Raw genomic sequence first — 14,683 nt, forward strand, 5'->3', positions numbered from 1 at the left:
GGCCGCGCCCACGGGGCCCGGCCGGTCATCAGCCGATCGGAGCGGAGGCGGCGGCGACGTGGCGGGCGACCTGTGAGGGGTGGGTGAGCTGGGGGTAGTGCCCGGCCCCCTCGATCTCGGCCACCGGATGACCGACGGCCTCGACCAGCGGATCGGCCGAACCCACGATGATCCGGACCGGGACGCCCACCCGGTCCAGCAGCGCCCGCGAGCGCCCGCGTCCGGCGACGTCCGTGCGCACGGCGGCGACCACGCGGCGCGCCACGCCGCGACGGCGCAGGTCCGCCGCGGCGCTCCGCACCTCCGCCCCCTCGGGGACGCCGAGCGTCCGGGCCAGCCGCGCGGCGGGCATGCGGCGCATGAGCGGCGCGGCCAGGCCCGAGCGGGCGAGCCGGGCGGCAGGTGCCTGCAGGAACGCCGGGGAGATGAGCACGAGGCCGCCGATGCGGTCCGGGTGGTCGACGGCGAAACGCAGCGCGGCTCCGCAGGCCAGGGAGTGTGCGACCAGCACGGGGCGGGTCCGTACCGGGCTCAGCAGGTCGGCCAGCCACGCGTCCACCGGCCGGGACGTGGGGGCCGAGCGGCCCAGGCCCGGCAGGTCGGGTGCCAGGACCGGGCCGGGGAGATGGCCGGCGAGGGGTGCCCAGAGGTCGGCGTTCATCGGGAGTCCGTGCAGCAGGACGTGGTCGGGGCGGTACCGCTCCCCGCTCACCCAGGTACGGCTGCCCGCCACGTCGGAGAAGCCGTACGGGCTCAGCCAGGGCTCCGCGGCGCCGAAACGGGCGGCCACCAGGTCGTCGGCCCACGTGCGCAGGACGTCGGCGACCGGGGGCATCTCCAGACCGGCGCTCGCGGCGAAGGCGCGGGCGGAGGCGGTCGGATAGCGGTCGGGCGACAGGAACGCCAGCGTCTCCGGATCGGCGCCGGTCAGCTTGCGCGGCAGGCGCCGCAGCAGACCGGCGGGAACGGTCCGCCGGGGTGCCCGTACGCCGGTGTGGCCGGCGAGGGCGGCGATCAGCTCGGGCAGGAGCGGAGTGCTGTCGTCGAGCACCCAGTAGTGCTCCCCCGCGGGCGATGCGGGGACCTCCGCGAGAAACCGTACGAAGTAGTCGATCGTGGTGACCGGCAGGAAGGTGTCCGGGCCGCCGGGCAGCGCGGGAAGCCGGCCGTTCCACAGGTCCTCGACGAGGGCGGCCAGACCGATGTACTGGCCCGGCCCGATCACCGTGCTGGGGTTCGCGATGGTCAGCGGGACCTCCAGTTCACGGGCCCGGGCGCGCACCGCGAGATCGCCCTCGACCTTCGACGCCTCGTACGCTCCCAGCCCGGCGTAGTCGGGTCGGCCCCCGGAGCCGCTCACCCGGTACCCGCTGATGTGCACCAGCCGTCGCAGCCCGGGGAGTCCGGCGGCCCATTCGAGCACGTTGAGCGCCCCGGTGACGTTGGTCGCCCGTGCCTCCGGCACGCCGAGGCCGAAGGCGAAGCGGCCGGCGGCGTTGTAGACGTCGCGCACCTCGGGCAGCCCCGAGAGCGGTCGTGTGATGTCGGCGGCGACGATCTCCAGCCCGCCGGTGTCGACGCCCTGGGAGGTCAGCCAGGGGGTCAAGGTGTCGTTGCGTACGGCTGCCGCCACCCGCTGCCCCCGGGTGAGCAGCTCGGCGACGAGCGAGCGGCCGATGAAGCCGGTCGCGCCGAAGACGATCGCGTCCATGAAAGCTCCTCGAATAGATCGGTCTACATATTTTTAGGCCGAAAAAGAAGCCCGCCGGTCACGGCGGGCCGTGTCAGCTCAGCAGTGCGCCGATCCGACGGGAGACGCTGTCCAGCGGCCCCCGACTGCGGTGCGCCCTGGCCAGCAGGAGCGCCCCCTCCACCAGGGCCAGGACGGTGAGCGCGAGATCGTCGGCGTCCGGACGGCCCGCCAGCTGTGCGCGCAGGGCCGCCTGCCACGAGGCGTAGACCTCCGAGCACGCCTCCTGCAGCGGGTCGCTGGTGGCGGCCATCTCCAGCGCCACGGTGGCCACCGGACACCCCTTGCGCCAGCCCGACTCCTCCAGCCGGTCGCCCAGGTGCCGCAGCACCGCGTCGACGAACGCCGCCACCGACGGACTGGAGTCGGCCAGGCCGCCCAGGGCATCGCCGATCGTCCCGCCGGCCCGCCGGACGGACTCTGCGACCAACTGGTCCTTGCCGCCGGGGAAGTGGAAGTAGAGCGAGCCGCGGGGCGCGCCACTGGCCGCGATCACCTGGTTCAGCCCGGCACTGAAATATCCCCCGGTCTCGACCAACTCCTGCGTCGCGTCCAGCAGTCGGTCCCGCGTCTCGGCGCCCTTCTGTCCCATGACACGAGACTAGACCGATCTACATATTCTTTCAACCGCCCCTTTGCGGCAAGGTCGCCCCTCGGCCGGTCGGGCGGGCCGGACCGACCGGCCGACCGGTCGGCCCGGCGCCCTATCCGGCGACGGCCGCCCCGAAGGCCTCGTACGCCCGCTCGTCGAACAGCACGAAGCGCACCTCCTCCACCTCGGTGCGGGCCGCCCGCACGGTCTCCACCGCGATCCGGGCCCCGTCGTCGATGGGCCACCCGTAGATGCCGGTGGAGATCGCCGGGAAGGCGACGCTACGGGCGCCCAGCTCGTCGGCGACCCGCAGCGACTCCCGGTAACAGGAGGCGAGCAGCTCGGAGCGGTCCTCGTCCCGCGACCAGACCGGCCCGACGGTGTGGATCACGTGGCCGGCCGGGAGCCGGCCGGCCGTGGTGGCGACCGCCAGGCCCGTCGCGAGGCCCTTGCCGTAGTGGGAGCGGCGCAGGTCCTCGCAGGCGGCCAGGATCTCCGGGCCGCCGCGCCGGTGGATCGCTCCGTCGACCCCGCCGCCGCCGAGCAGCGAGGAATTCGCGGCGTTGACCACGGCGTCGGCCTTCTCGACGGTGATGTCGCCCTGGACGAGGGTGATGCGGGGCATCGGGGTTCCTTCCTTCGCGGATGGCGCACGCTATCGGGGTTCCCGGGCCCGCGCCCCGATCAATCCGCCTCTTCCAGGCGGGCGGCGAGGCGGGTGAGGGCCGGCAGCGCCGCACGGAGCGCCGTGCGGTCGGCGTCGGGCAGGATCGGCACCGCGAGGCGTCCGCCGTCGCCGCCCGCGTGCAGGGCCAGGGTGACGAGGGAGACTCCGATCGCGGTGCCGAGCCCGCGGGCCGTGTCGATCAGGCCGCCGCCGGCGCCGGGAGCCTCCGTCGGCACCGCCCGCATCACCAGGGCGTCGTCGGCGGGGGCGGCCCTGCCGGGGCGGTCCTGTGGAATCTGGCGACCTGGCTGCTCGGACAGCCCCCACAAGGGCGCCTTCGGGTAGCCGTCGGGGCGGGTGCGGAGCGCCCTCAGGCGCCCTTTCCGCGCAGGTGGCGCCAGACGGCCTTGGCCGCGTTGTGGCCCGACATGCCGTGCACGCCGGGGCCGGGCGGGGTGGCCGAGGAGCACAGGAACACCGCCGGGTGGGCCGTGTTGTACGGGGACAGCGTGAGTTTGGGGCGCAGCAGGAGCTGGAGCCCGGAGGCGGCTCCGCAGGCGATGTCGCCGCCGACGTAGTTGGGGTTGCGGGCGGCGAGCTGCGGCGGGCCCGCCGTGGCGCGGGCGAGCACCAGGTCGCGGAACCCGGGGGCGAAGCGCTCCAGTTGGCGCTCGACGGCTTCGGTGAGGTCGCCGTCCCAGCCCGCCGGGACGTGCCCGTACACCCAGAAGGTGTGCTTGCCCTCGGGCGCCCGGCCCGGGTCGACCAGGCTGGGCTGGGCGGCGATGAGGAAGGGGGTGCGCGGGACCCGCCCGCCGGAGGCCAGTTGCAGGGCCGCGTCGATGTCGCGGGTGCGCGGACCGATCTGCACGGTGCCGGCCCGGCGCGGCTCCTCCGCCGTCCAGGGGACGGGCCCGTCCAGAGCGTAGTCCAGCTTGAACACGGAGGCGCCGTAGCGGTATCCGTCGTAGACCCGGCCCAGCCGGGCGATGCGCGCCAGCGCGGTCGGCGAGGTGTCGAAGACGTACGCCCGGGCCGGCGGCAGGTCGTCGAGCCGCTTGACCTCGAACCCGGTGTGCACGGCCGCGCCGAGGTCGCGCAAGTACCCGGCGAGGGCGTCGGAGATGGACTGCGAGCCGCCGCGCGGCATCGGCCAGCCGTTCGCGTGTGCGGCGAGGGCGAAGACCAGGCCGACGGCGCTGGTCCCGATCCCGCCGAGCGGGGCGATGACGTGCGCGACGAGCCCCGCGAACAGGGCGCGGGCGCGGTCGTCGCGGAAGCGGCTCAGCAGCCAGGTGGAGGGCGGCAGCCCGGCCAGTCCGAAGCGGGCGAGGGTGAGCGGGTCATGGGGCAGTGCGGTGTTCGGCAGCGACATGAAGTCCCGGGCGAGGGTGTCCCACTTGCCGAGGAACGGCTCGACCAGCCGCCGGTACGTGCCCGCGTCGCGGGCCCCGAAGGACGCGGCCGTCTCCGCGACGGACCGGGAGAGCACGGCCGCCGTGCCGTCGTCGAAGGGGTGCGCCATGGGCAGCGGGGCGTGCAGCCACTCCAGCCCGTACCGCTTCAGGGGCATGGTGGAGAAGACGGGGGAACCGGCGCCGAGCGGGTGTACCGCCGAGCAGGGATCGTGCCGGAAGCCGGGGAGGGTGAGCTCCTCGGTCCGGGCCCCGCCGCCGACGGTGTCCGCGGCTTCGAAAACGGCCACCGAGTAGCCGCGCCGGGCCAGTTCAACGGCGGCCGTCAGCCCATTGGGCCCGGCCCCCACCACGACCGCATCGAGGATCGACGGCACTTGCGACTCCTTCGTCCGGCGGCGCCACCGCCCCCAGGGTATTGCGCCTGTCCATACCGGGCTCCGCGATCCGCGCCGGCTCCGTCCGCCCTGGGCTCGGCGGCGGGGGCGGCCGTCGGCTCGCCGCTGCTGCGCGGCGGGGTCACGCGCCCCGCAGCAGCTCCCGGATCCGTACGGCCGTGGCCTCGTCCCGGCCGACCGCGAACGGCAGCGCGTTGTCCCGGTCCACCCGGAAGGGGACCCCGTCGACGGTGCTCTGGGAGCCGCCCGCCTCGGCGACCAGGAGCAGCCCGGCCGCGTGGTCCCAGGCCGAGGGCCAGTTGAAGGCCAGGCCGTCCATCTCTCCCCGGGCCACCTTCAGGTACTCCAGGCCCGCCGAACCGCACGCCCGGGAGGCCACGCCGGGGACGTCGAGGCGCGCCAGGATCCGGCGCTCCTCCTCGGTGGTGTAGAGCGGGTGAGCGGTCGCGACCCGCAGCTCGGCGCCGGGCTCGGGCGAACCGCTCAGGATCCGCTCGCCGTTGACGTACGCGCCCTGTCCGCGCACGGCGGTGGCCATCTCCTCCAGCGCCGGAGCGAAGGTCCAGGAGGCGAGGAGCTCCCCGCGGTGCGCGAGCGCGACCAGCGTGCAGAACGCGGCCTCCCCGTGCACGAACTGCCGGGTTCCGTCGACGGGGTCCACGATCCACACCGGGGCGTCGGCGCGCAGCGCCCCGTACACCCCGGGGTCGGCGTGCACCGCCTCCTCGCCCACCACCGCCGAGCCCGGCAGCAGCCGGGTCAGGGCGGCCGTGAGGTATTCCTCGGCCTTGCGGTCCGCGTCGGTCACCAGGTCGTGCGGGCCGCTCTTCTGGTCCACCTCGTGGTCGGCGAGCTGGCGGAATCTCGGCATGATCTCGATCGCCGCCGCCTTGCGCACGGCTTCGTCGACGTCGGACAGGTTCCGGGCGAGGAATTCATCGATCATGCCTCCAGCAAAGCACGCCCGGCTGACAATCCCCACCGCCGGACCGGGCGGGCGGCCGGACCCCGGATGGACCGCGGGTGAACTCCTCCCCGGGACGGCCGGCGGCAATCGGAGGCATGCCGAGGCGGAGGAGTGCCGAGGCGGGGCCGATGCCGGGGCAGCGGAGCTGCGGGTGGATACGGGGAGGTGCCGGTCGTCAGCGAGCAGTGACGGCCGGGGCCCCGTGCACCCGGAACCCCGGCCCCCTCCCGACGGATGGGGGGGCCGGGGTCCGCGCCGCCCCGGCGGGCTAGTGCTCGTAGGCGCCGTCAGTGAGGTGAAGGAGCTGCGGGCCCTGCTCCCCCTGGAGGTACTGCGCGCCCTGCTCGCCCTGGACGTACTGCGGGCCCTGCTCGCCGAACGTCCCGAAGGAGCCCTGCGGTGCGACGCTGATGTGGTTGTCCGCGAAGGCCGGGCCCGCGCCGAGCACGGCCAGGGCGAAGGCTGCGGTGGCGGTTATCGCGGCGGCTCTGGTGTTCATACTGGTCCCCCCGGGTCCGGCCGGCCCCTGGTCGGGCCGGCTCGGAAACAGGCTGTCAGGCCCGCCCGGAGTCCTGCAACAGCATCGGGACGATCCGCTCAGCCCGCTCCCGCGCCGAGCTCCTCCAGGAGCGAGAGCCCCGCCGCGCGGTGCCCGGCGGCCGCGGCCGGGTCCGTGTCGTCGAGCAGGGCCGCGATGCCCTCGTGGGCCAGCGCCTCCTCGTGCCGGTAGCCGAGCCCGGGGGCCAGCTCCAGCGTCTGCCGGTGCAGGCGCAGGGCTTCCCCGGGGAGTCCCGCGAGCCGGCAGGTCTCGGCGTAGCCGCCCAGGAACCGGACCTTCCAGTGCTCCTCGAACAGCTCGTCCAGCAGTGCGAACGCCTCCCGGTGGCTGGCCAGGGCCTCCTCGTACCGGCCCATCCGGCGCAGCGCGACGCCCAGGCAATTGAGCGACCACGCCTCGTTGTTCACGTGCCCGTCCTCGCGGGCCAGTGCCAGCGCCCGGCGCAGATGCTCCGACGCCTCCTCGGGCGACTCCTCCGCGATGGCCACGCCCAGGGTGATGCGGGCCGTCAGGGTGGGCGGCCACGCCGGGTCAGGGTGGGAGAGGGCCAGGACCTCCCGGGCCCGGCGCGCCGCCTCCTCGCGGTCCCCCAGCTGGAGCAGCGCCCAGGCTTCCGAGGCGGCCGCGTGGGCCGCGCCCGCCGGGAGGCCGGCTTCCCCGTACAGCTTCCCGGCCAGCCGGAAGAGCTCGAGCGGCTCCCCGGCACCGTCCCGGCCCCCACGGTCCCAGATCAAATAGCCGCGTCGCAAGGTCAGTTCGGCTTCCGAGCGGGCGTCCCCCGTCTGCGCCACCCGGAGTCCGGCCTCCTCGTACGCGGCTGCGGCCTCGGCCATCCGGCCCGCGTTGTAGCGCGCGAAGCCCAGGTCGCTGTAGGCCTCGGCCAGCCGCAGCGGATCGCCCAGGCGTTCGGCCGCGGCCAGCGAGCGCTCGAAGAGGTGGTTGAGGTGGGTCGTACCGCAGCGCCGGGCGAAGTACGCGCGCAGGAAGCGCGGCAGCTCGCACACGTGCGCGTCCGCCCCGACGGCGACCGCCGTCTCGAAGACGGCGATCATCGTCTCGTACTCCGAGACGAGCCACGAGCAGGCCGCGTCCTTGTCGGCGAACCGGGGCAGGGCGGCCGGGGGGCGGCCCGCCGTGGGCGGCCGTCCCGGCGAGAGCACCGGCATCGCGGCGTCGGCGGCGGCCGCCGCGTGCACGAAGTAGTCGAGGAGGCGGCCCATCGCGCGCTCCCGTTCGGCCTGGGAAACCTGCTGCGCGCAGGCGCCGCGCGCGTGCTGGTACACCAGGTCGTGCAGCCGGTAGCGGCCCGCCGTCGGCTGCTGGACCAGGTGCGCGTCGACCAGGTCCTCCAGCATCTCCCGGGCTCCGTGCAGCGGTACGTCCGCCAGGGCCGCGGCCGCGTACGCATCGAAGGAGCCGCCGGGCAGCAGCCCCAGCATCCGGAACAACCGGGCCTGGGACCGGTCCAGTTGCCGTACGGACATGGCGAACGCGGTGTCGAACTCGCTCGCCCCCTCCGCCAGCCGCTCCACGAGGATGCCCACCGTCCAGCCGGGCCGGTGCCGCAGCCGGGCCGCGGCCAGCCGCAGGGCCAGCGGCAGGTGGCCGCACAGCCGCAGCACCTCGGCGGCGGCATCCGGTTCACGGGCCAGCCGGTCTTCGGGGCCGCCGGAGTCGCCGCTGGCCCGGGCCAGCAGTTCCGCGCTCTCCCGCGGGCTGAGCACGTCCAGCGAGACCGGGGGCACTTCATCCAGGCCCAGCAGCCGGTTGCGGCTCGTGATCAGGACGACCGAGTCGCCGGCGCCGGGCAACAGCGGCCTGACCTGGTCCGCGTCGGCCGCGTTGTCGACGACCACGACGGCCCGCCGGCCCGCCAGTTCCGCGCGCCAGCAGGCCGCCAGCTGTTCGAGGCCTTCCTGCGGGACCCTCTCGGACGGCACGTCGAGCGCCCCGAGCAGCATCCGCAGCGCCGAGTCGGGATCGAGGGGGGCGCGGCCCTCGGTGAATCCGTGCAGGTCCACGTAGAGCTGGGCGTCCGGGTAATCGGCGGCGAGCCGGTGCGCGGCGTGCACCGCCAGGCAGGTCTTGCCGACGCCCGCCATGCCGTCGACGGCGACGCCCCGGTGACTGTCCACCGCGGCGAGCACGGAGGCGAGTTCGTCCTCGCGTCCGGTGAAGTCGGGTACGTCGCGCGGCAGGTCGTTGCGGGGCTTCGGCTGGACCTGGCGGCTGGCCTTCGGCGGCGCCGGCAGCGGGTTGGAGGACCCGAGTTCCCAGAGGGGCCGCAGCGGGCGCGGATCGCGTTTGGCCAGTCGGCAGAGGGCGACCACCGCGGTCCAGGGCGGCACGGTCTGGCCGCTGAGGTAGCGCGAGAGCGAGGAAGAGCTCAGTCCCGCATCCCTCGCGAGGGCCCGCACCCCGAGCCCCGACACCTCCTGGAGCAGCCGCAGCCGTGCGGCCAGTTCGTCCTGCGGGTCGGCCTTCGCCGTCCGCCGTTCCGTGTCCACGGTTCCCCCGTACTCCCTGTCCCGCCGTGCCCGAATCATCCCGGGCCCCATATCGGCTGGTCAAGGATGTTCCGCCTGTCCCAGGGTGTCCCACCGGCATCGCCCCGGCGGGCCGCTGCGGCTGTCATGGAGTCACACCCCGAGGGGGGCACCGGAAACCCGGAAGACCGGGAGACCGGAAACCAGAAGAGGAGCACACCGAGATGCAGTCCCGCATGCAGAACCCCGCCGTCGTCCTGTCCGGCGCGATGCAGCCCATCCAGGACATCTTCAAGTCCGTGCACTCCGGTGGCGTGGACGAGCAGATCCTGGAGCTGGTGCACCTGCGGGTGAGCCAGATCAACAGCTGCAGCTCCTGTGTGGACGGCGGCGCCAAGTCGGCCCGCAAGGCCGGCGTGAGCGAGGAGCGGCTGGCCACGCTCGCCGCCTGGCGCGAGACCCCGTACTTCACCGAGGAGCAGCGGGCCGCCCTGCTGCTCGCCGAGGCCGCGACCCGGCTCGCCGACCGCCCCGACGCGGTGAGCGACGAGGTCTGGGACACGGCCGCCACCTACTTCGACGAGAAGCAGCTGGCCGCAATCGTCCTGATGATCGGTGTCACCAACATGTTCAACCGGCTCAACGCCACGACCCGCCAGATCGCCGGCGCGTGGGGATGAGGGGCGCCGACCGGGCGGCCGGGGCGCACGCCGCGTCGGCCGCGCGTCGGAGCTCCGGAGTTCCGGGATGAGGCGGAGACCGCCAAGCTCGTGAAAAGCGCGGCACACTGGTGTCCAGCCCCGCCGACGGCCGGCGCCGGACCGAGGAGAACGATCGATCGTGCTCAAGCCCCATGTCCTCACGATCGGTTCGGAGGCCTCGCCCGCCGCACAGTCGCCGTCTGCCGCGTCACCGGCCGTGTCCACGGCCGTGTGGCTGGTGGACACCGACGAGCAGCACGGCGCGGCGGCCCGGCTGGCCCCGGAGGTCCTGGACCCGGCCGAGCAGCGGCGGGCGGCCGCCTTCGCCCGCGAGCAGGACCGGCGCCGCTACGTCGCCGCCCACGTGGCGCTGCGGGTGCTGCTCGGGTCCCGGCTGGAACTCGCCCCGGGCCGGGTACGGATCACCCGCGCACCCTGCTCCTCCTGCGGCGGCCCGCACGGACGGCCGGTGACCGAGGACGGGCCCGTCCACTTCTCCCTGTCGCACAGCGGCCGGCTGGCACTGCTCGCGCTGGGCCCGGTGCCGGTGGGAGCCGACGTGGAGACGCTGCCCCCGGCGACGGCCGTGCGCGAGCTCGCCGGGCAGCTGCACCCGCGGGAGGCCGCGGAGTTGGAAGCCCTGGACCCGGAGGCACGCCCCGCGGCCTTCGCCCGCGTCTGGGTCCGCAAGGAGGCGTACCTGAAGGGCCTGGGCATCGGGCTCTCCCGGGGCCTCGCCCTCGACTACGTGGGCACCGGCGACACCCCGGCGAGCGGTCTGCCGGGCTGGTCCCTGCGGAACGTGGCCGTCCCCCCGGGCTTCAGCGCCGCCGTGGCCGTGACGGACACTCCCGAACCGGCGGCGGACGCCACGGTCCGGACCGCGTCCTGAAACCGGCCGGTCGTCGCGGTCAGGCCTCGGTGCGATGGAGGGTGTTGCCGGGGCGCCGTGGTGCGGCGAGCGCGCCGCTGGGCCGCGCCGAGGACGAGTGTGGAGGGCCCCGCCGACTTCGCGGCGGGTGTCCGGCTGCGTCTGGTCGCTGCTGGTGGGCATGGAGAGCATGACGCGGTCCCCTTGATGTGGTCGGGGGTCAGGACCAGGATGCGGCCGCCTTCGAGAGCAGTGCGTTCCCGGGTGGACCGGGTCCGGCCGGGGCACCCGCCCCGCATCCTCACTGCCGCGCCTGTTAGCCTTCCCGTGAAACGATCATTTCATTGCGGATCTGACCGTTCCGTGATCTAGTGACGGCCGGGGGCTGCGGGCTCATCTCCACCACAGGTTCCCCTTCCAACCTGCCAGGAGGGTCCGTGAGCGAGGGGTACGAGCGCCTCGCCAGGACCGTGAGAGAGGTCGAGGAGCTCCAGTCGGAGGCCGGTCTCGACCGAGCCTCGGTTTTCAACCTGCGAGACCTCTCCTTCCACAGCTCCCTTCCCGAGGCCGACGTCCGGCGCCTGCTCGACGGCGAGCTCGTCGAAGCTCCGAGCAGCGCCGCGGCCGAGCTGGCCCGCCGCATCGTGTTCCTCAGGGAAACCCGGCTGACCGTGGACAAGCACACCGGTTGCCGGCGTCAGTACACGACCGCCGAGATCGCTGCCGGCAGTGGGATGACCCCGCAGTGGCACGGCAAGTTGGTGAATCACAGCACGCCCAACATCTGGCACGGGGCCGGCCTCGCCAAGTTCTTCGACGTCCCCATGGAGTACTTCACCCAGACTCCGCCGGAGGCCGTGAAACGGGTGCTGGACAGCAAGGTCATCCCGCACCTCAAGGCGTTCCTCGGGAATCCCTCCGAGGCTGTGCGAAATCGTCACGCCATGCAGGTCCAGCTCCGTCTCGGCGACAAGGAGCTGTCCCCGAGTCTGGAGATGGCTCTGATGGCCTTCATGGACGCGATCACACGAGAGGACTCCGGACCCTAGGGTCGGATCGGGTCCGGACGCAGCGACTGACCTGACCTTCAGTCACCGGCAACAGCAGGGCGGGCCGCGGCTTCACCGCCCATCGGAGGGGAACTCACAGTGGGGGCATTCGGATGAACGAGGGGAAGATGGCGGGCTTTCGCAAGGGGGTACTCGCGACTCTCGGCAGGCCGCCTTCCCATGAGGGCCTGCTCGCCGCGCCAAGAGCCCACCTGGCACGGCGATCCACCGTGCGGAAGGTCGCGAAGTTCTGCGACGCGGTGCTCGCGGGTCTCGACAGGCCGATTCCCTCGGATCCGGACAGCCTGTTCGCGGTGCTGAGGGCCGACGTCGAGCGGCGCTTGAACGAGGACCGCGGGGCGCTCCCGTTCCGTCCGGTCTTCCTGTATTTCCGTGAGTTCCCCGAGGAGACGGCCAGTGGCCTCACGGCGACATTCGACGACCGGATCGTCATCGTCGTGGAAAGCCAGACGACCACGCTGCACCAGTTCGTGATCTTTGCTCACGAGATGTGGCACGCCTTGATGGGACAGTGCCTGTCGCACGGGGGCCACAGCGACGTTGCCTCGGCGGCCGCCAGGTCACTCGGGGGTGAACTGGTGGGCGACGACCTCCTCGCCCTGGCCGCGAGGAGCCACGTCGACACCCAAGAGGAAAGCGACGCGGAGGAGTTCGGGCTGCAGATGGGAGCCCGGCTGCGGGAGTGTCTGCAAGAGGGAGAAGCCGTACCGACAACCGGTCTGGCAGGCCGGATACAGTCCAGCATGGGTAGAGGCTACTGAGCATGACCGGATCGGACTATTTCATTCCCGCCGGCGTCCTGGCGATCGCTTTGGTGGTGAAGGCTCCCTCGTTCTGGCGCAGCTGGCACTCGCCGATGTCGAATTCGATTTTCGTGATCCTCGCCGCCTCGGCGGCGGGGTTCGTGTTCGGTGCTCCGCCGACCATCGAGCGGGTCAACCGGTTCACCGGCGTCCCGAACGTCTCGGCGCTGATCGTCTACTGCATCCTGTCGTGCCTGTCGTGCGGCTCGATCGTGCTCCTCATCCACTGGCGCGGGGGGCCCGAGGAGATGCTCCGGAAGCACACCAGGATATGGATCGCGGCGACCGCCGCACTGATCGCGACGTTCTGTGTCCTCTTCTCTCTCAGCAGCGTGCCCATCGAGCAGCAGCGCGACTTCGACACCTTCTACGCGAACACCCCGTACGTGCGGGAGATGATCGTGCTCTATCTGACCGCGCACATCGCCACGAGTCTCGTTGTGGCGACGAAATGCTGGCGGTGGGCCCGTGAGCTTCGGGATCTCCAGGCCGCGTGGACCCACTGGGGCCTGCTCATCCTCGTGGCCGCGTTCGGCATCGGCTTGTCGTTCGCCCTGCTCAAATTCCTGGCTGTCGGCGCCCGGTGGGCCGGTACGGACGGATGGGACGTGCTCAGCACCGAAGTCGCCCCTCCCCTGGCGGGACTGGGCGCCGGCATGACGACGATCGGCTTCCTGGTGCCGGTCGTCGGGCCACGGCTGGGGTCGATGTGGGGGTCCTGGCGGGCCTATCGGGCGATGGAGCCCCTCTGGCGTGCGCTCGAGCCCTTCGCGGGACCGGGCAAGCCCACCTGGATCCGCCTCACTTCGTCACCGGAGATCCGGGCGATGGCCAGGTCCACGGATATTTCCGATCGCCTGCTCAACCTGTCCCCCCACCTGGACAGCAGCCACCGCGAGGCAGCCGAGCGGTACGCCTCCTCACAAGGATGCGAGCCGGAGGCTGCTCTCATCTTCGCCGAAGCGGCGACGATCCACGCCGCCTTGGCCGCCGCCGAGGCCGCGGAGGCCGCCGGGGGGCCGTCGTCCGGACTGCCGGCCATCGCCGCCGAGACGGGCGCCACCATCGACACGCGCGTATCGGGAACGAATGGTCTCGCCCGACTGAGCATCCAGTTCTCCAAGATCCGCCGCTCCGACGTGCCCGTCGGCGGCGCGGCCCGCTCAGAGGGCAATTGATCATGCTTGCTCTCCCCCACCAGGCTCGCGGGAGTCGCCGGTGAACGCGGGAACGGCGTACCTGTCCGTGGCCGCCGGCTTCTTCGTCGCCACCGCCATCAAACTCTGGGCGCTGCGGAAGAATCCCCGGGACCCGCTCCTGAGGGCCGTGACCGCGACCCTCTTCGTTGCCGCGTTCCTGTTCGTCACCGCCGCTCCCCCGAATCTCGCGGTCATCAACGAGATGCTCGGCATACCGAACATCGCCGCGCCCATCGTGTACTCGATCCTGACCGCGTTCGACGGCATCAGCATCGTGCTGCTGATCCACTGGCGGGGAAACGAGGATGCGCGCGTCACCCTGCGGCAGACCCGACTGTGCCTGACCACCTACGCCACGGTGATGGTTGCCATATGCGTCCTGTTCGCGCTGGGCGACGCACCGGTCGAGCGGCTCCGGGACCTGGACACCTACTACTCCAGCACGCCCTGGATCCGCGAAATGATCCTTCTCTACCTGACGGCGCACACCGTCGCGGCCGTCACCCTGGTGCTCCTGTGCCTGCGTTGGTCGAGGAAGGTCCCCGGCACCTTGAAGGCCGGGCTGCTCCTGATCACCGCCGGGGCGGTGATCATGTTCGGCTACGACCTCTTAAAGTTCACGGCGATCTTCGCCCGCTGGCTCGGCCACGACTGGGACTCGCTGAGCACCGACGTCGCCTTCTCCCTGGCCGGTTTCAGCGCCTTCCTCTTCTCCGCCGGTTTCATGCTCCCGCCCATCGGCCAAGGCGTGGGCTCCCGGTGGCGGGCTCTTCGCCGGTTCCGCCGGCTGCAGCCCCTCTGGCTGGAGATCCGCCCGGAGATACCTCCCACGAGTCCACCGCCGATGCCGTGGTGGCAGCCCGTGAAGCGTCGGCTCATGCAGCGCGAGACGGACATTTTCGACGCCGTACTGCGGCTGACGCCCTGGTTCGACCAGTCGACCGGCACGGAGATCTACGCGCTCGCCCTGGCCGAGTACTCCGAGGCCCGCCGTGCCCGAGGCGAAGCCGATGCCTGTGTCATAGCCCGCGCGGTGATCCGTAAGGGGTACGCCGTGCCCGCCCTCGCTCCCGAGCGCCGGTGGACGGTCAGCTCCATCGAGGATTCCGAAGACCTCGTCGACATGTCCGCCGCCATGCTGTGCTCCCGGCGGGTCGAAGTGACGCGGCGGTCCAGCGCACTGGCGGAACACCGTGCCTGACCGC

The 14,683-nt window shown here is 72.8% G+C and carries 14 protein-coding genes; 6 read left to right on the forward strand and 8 right to left on the reverse strand.

All coding sequences use genetic code 11. From position 1 onward, the window contains the following. Window positions 1-28: 28 nt before the first annotated feature. The 8 genes from ACFYM0_RS06945 to ACFYM0_RS06980 form a co-directional block, all read right to left on the reverse strand. On the reverse strand, window positions 29-1,711 hold the full coding sequence (locus ACFYM0_RS06945) for an alpha/beta fold hydrolase (protein WP_388497442.1): 1,683 nt from the start codon (window positions 1,709-1,711) through the stop codon (window positions 29-31). 73 nt (window positions 1,712-1,784) lie between these two features. After that, the gene (locus ACFYM0_RS06950) at window positions 1,785-2,342 is read right to left on the reverse strand and encodes a TetR/AcrR family transcriptional regulator (RefSeq protein ID WP_388497444.1); all 558 of its coding nucleotides are present in this window, start codon (window positions 2,340-2,342) and stop codon (window positions 1,785-1,787) included. Between the two features lie 112 nt (window positions 2,343-2,454). Next, entirely contained in the window at window positions 2,455-2,967 is a 513-nt protein-coding gene (locus tag ACFYM0_RS06955) for an O-acetyl-ADP-ribose deacetylase (protein ID WP_388497445.1), read from the reverse strand. Between the two features lie 59 nt (window positions 2,968-3,026). Next, entirely contained in the window at window positions 3,027-3,338 is a 312-nt protein-coding gene (locus ACFYM0_RS06960) for a hypothetical protein (RefSeq protein ID WP_388497447.1), read from the reverse strand. Between the two features lie 41 nt (window positions 3,339-3,379). Beyond that, a complete protein-coding gene (locus tag ACFYM0_RS06965) occupies window positions 3,380-4,801 on the reverse strand; it encodes a phytoene desaturase family protein (RefSeq protein WP_388497448.1) in 1,422 nt (473 codons plus the stop codon). 142 nt (window positions 4,802-4,943) lie between these two features. Beyond that, on the reverse strand, window positions 4,944-5,768 hold the full coding sequence (locus tag ACFYM0_RS06970) for an inositol monophosphatase family protein (RefSeq protein ID WP_388497450.1): 825 nt from the start codon (window positions 5,766-5,768) through the stop codon (window positions 4,944-4,946). A 289-nt stretch (window positions 5,769-6,057) separates the two neighbouring features. After that, entirely contained in the window at window positions 6,058-6,288 is a 231-nt protein-coding gene (locus tag ACFYM0_RS06975; protein ID WP_388497452.1) for a hypothetical protein, read from the reverse strand. A gap of 98 nt (window positions 6,289-6,386) precedes the next feature. Further along, window positions 6,387-8,855 (reverse strand): tetratricopeptide repeat protein, encoded by a 2,469-nt coding sequence (locus ACFYM0_RS06980; protein WP_388497454.1) that lies wholly within the window; start codon window positions 8,853-8,855, stop codon window positions 6,387-6,389. A 203-nt stretch (window positions 8,856-9,058) separates the two neighbouring features. Between ACFYM0_RS06980 and ACFYM0_RS06985 the strand changes: the two genes are divergently transcribed. The 6 genes from ACFYM0_RS06985 (at window position 9,059) to ACFYM0_RS07010 (ending at window position 14,679) form a co-directional block, all read left to right on the forward strand. Beyond that, a complete protein-coding gene (locus ACFYM0_RS06985) occupies window positions 9,059-9,514 on the forward strand; it encodes a carboxymuconolactone decarboxylase family protein (RefSeq protein WP_388497456.1) in 456 nt (151 codons plus the stop codon). Between the two features lie 160 nt (window positions 9,515-9,674). Next, entirely contained in the window at window positions 9,675-10,427 is a 753-nt protein-coding gene (locus ACFYM0_RS06990; RefSeq protein ID WP_388497458.1) for a 4'-phosphopantetheinyl transferase family protein, read from the forward strand. A 416-nt stretch (window positions 10,428-10,843) separates the two neighbouring features. Next, window positions 10,844-11,455, forward strand: coding sequence for a hypothetical protein (locus ACFYM0_RS06995; protein WP_388497460.1), 612 nt, complete (start codon window positions 10,844-10,846; stop codon window positions 11,453-11,455). Window positions 11,456-11,568: 113 nt separating this feature from the next. After that, on the forward strand, window positions 11,569-12,237 hold the full coding sequence (locus ACFYM0_RS07000; RefSeq protein WP_388497462.1) for a toxin-antitoxin system, toxin component: 669 nt from the start codon (window positions 11,569-11,571) through the stop codon (window positions 12,235-12,237). 2 nt (window positions 12,238-12,239) lie between these two features. Then, entirely contained in the window at window positions 12,240-13,457 is a 1,218-nt protein-coding gene (locus ACFYM0_RS07005) for an MAB_1171c family putative transporter (protein ID WP_388497464.1), read from the forward strand. Between the two features lie 40 nt (window positions 13,458-13,497). After that, a complete protein-coding gene (locus ACFYM0_RS07010; RefSeq protein WP_388497467.1) occupies window positions 13,498-14,679 on the forward strand; it encodes an MAB_1171c family putative transporter in 1,182 nt (393 codons plus the stop codon). The last annotated feature ends 4 nt before the right edge of the window (window positions 14,680-14,683 follow it).

The organism is Streptomyces sp. NPDC006487 (assembly GCF_042870555.1).
Taxonomy (GTDB): domain Bacteria; phylum Actinomycetota; class Actinomycetes; order Streptomycetales; family Streptomycetaceae; genus Streptomyces.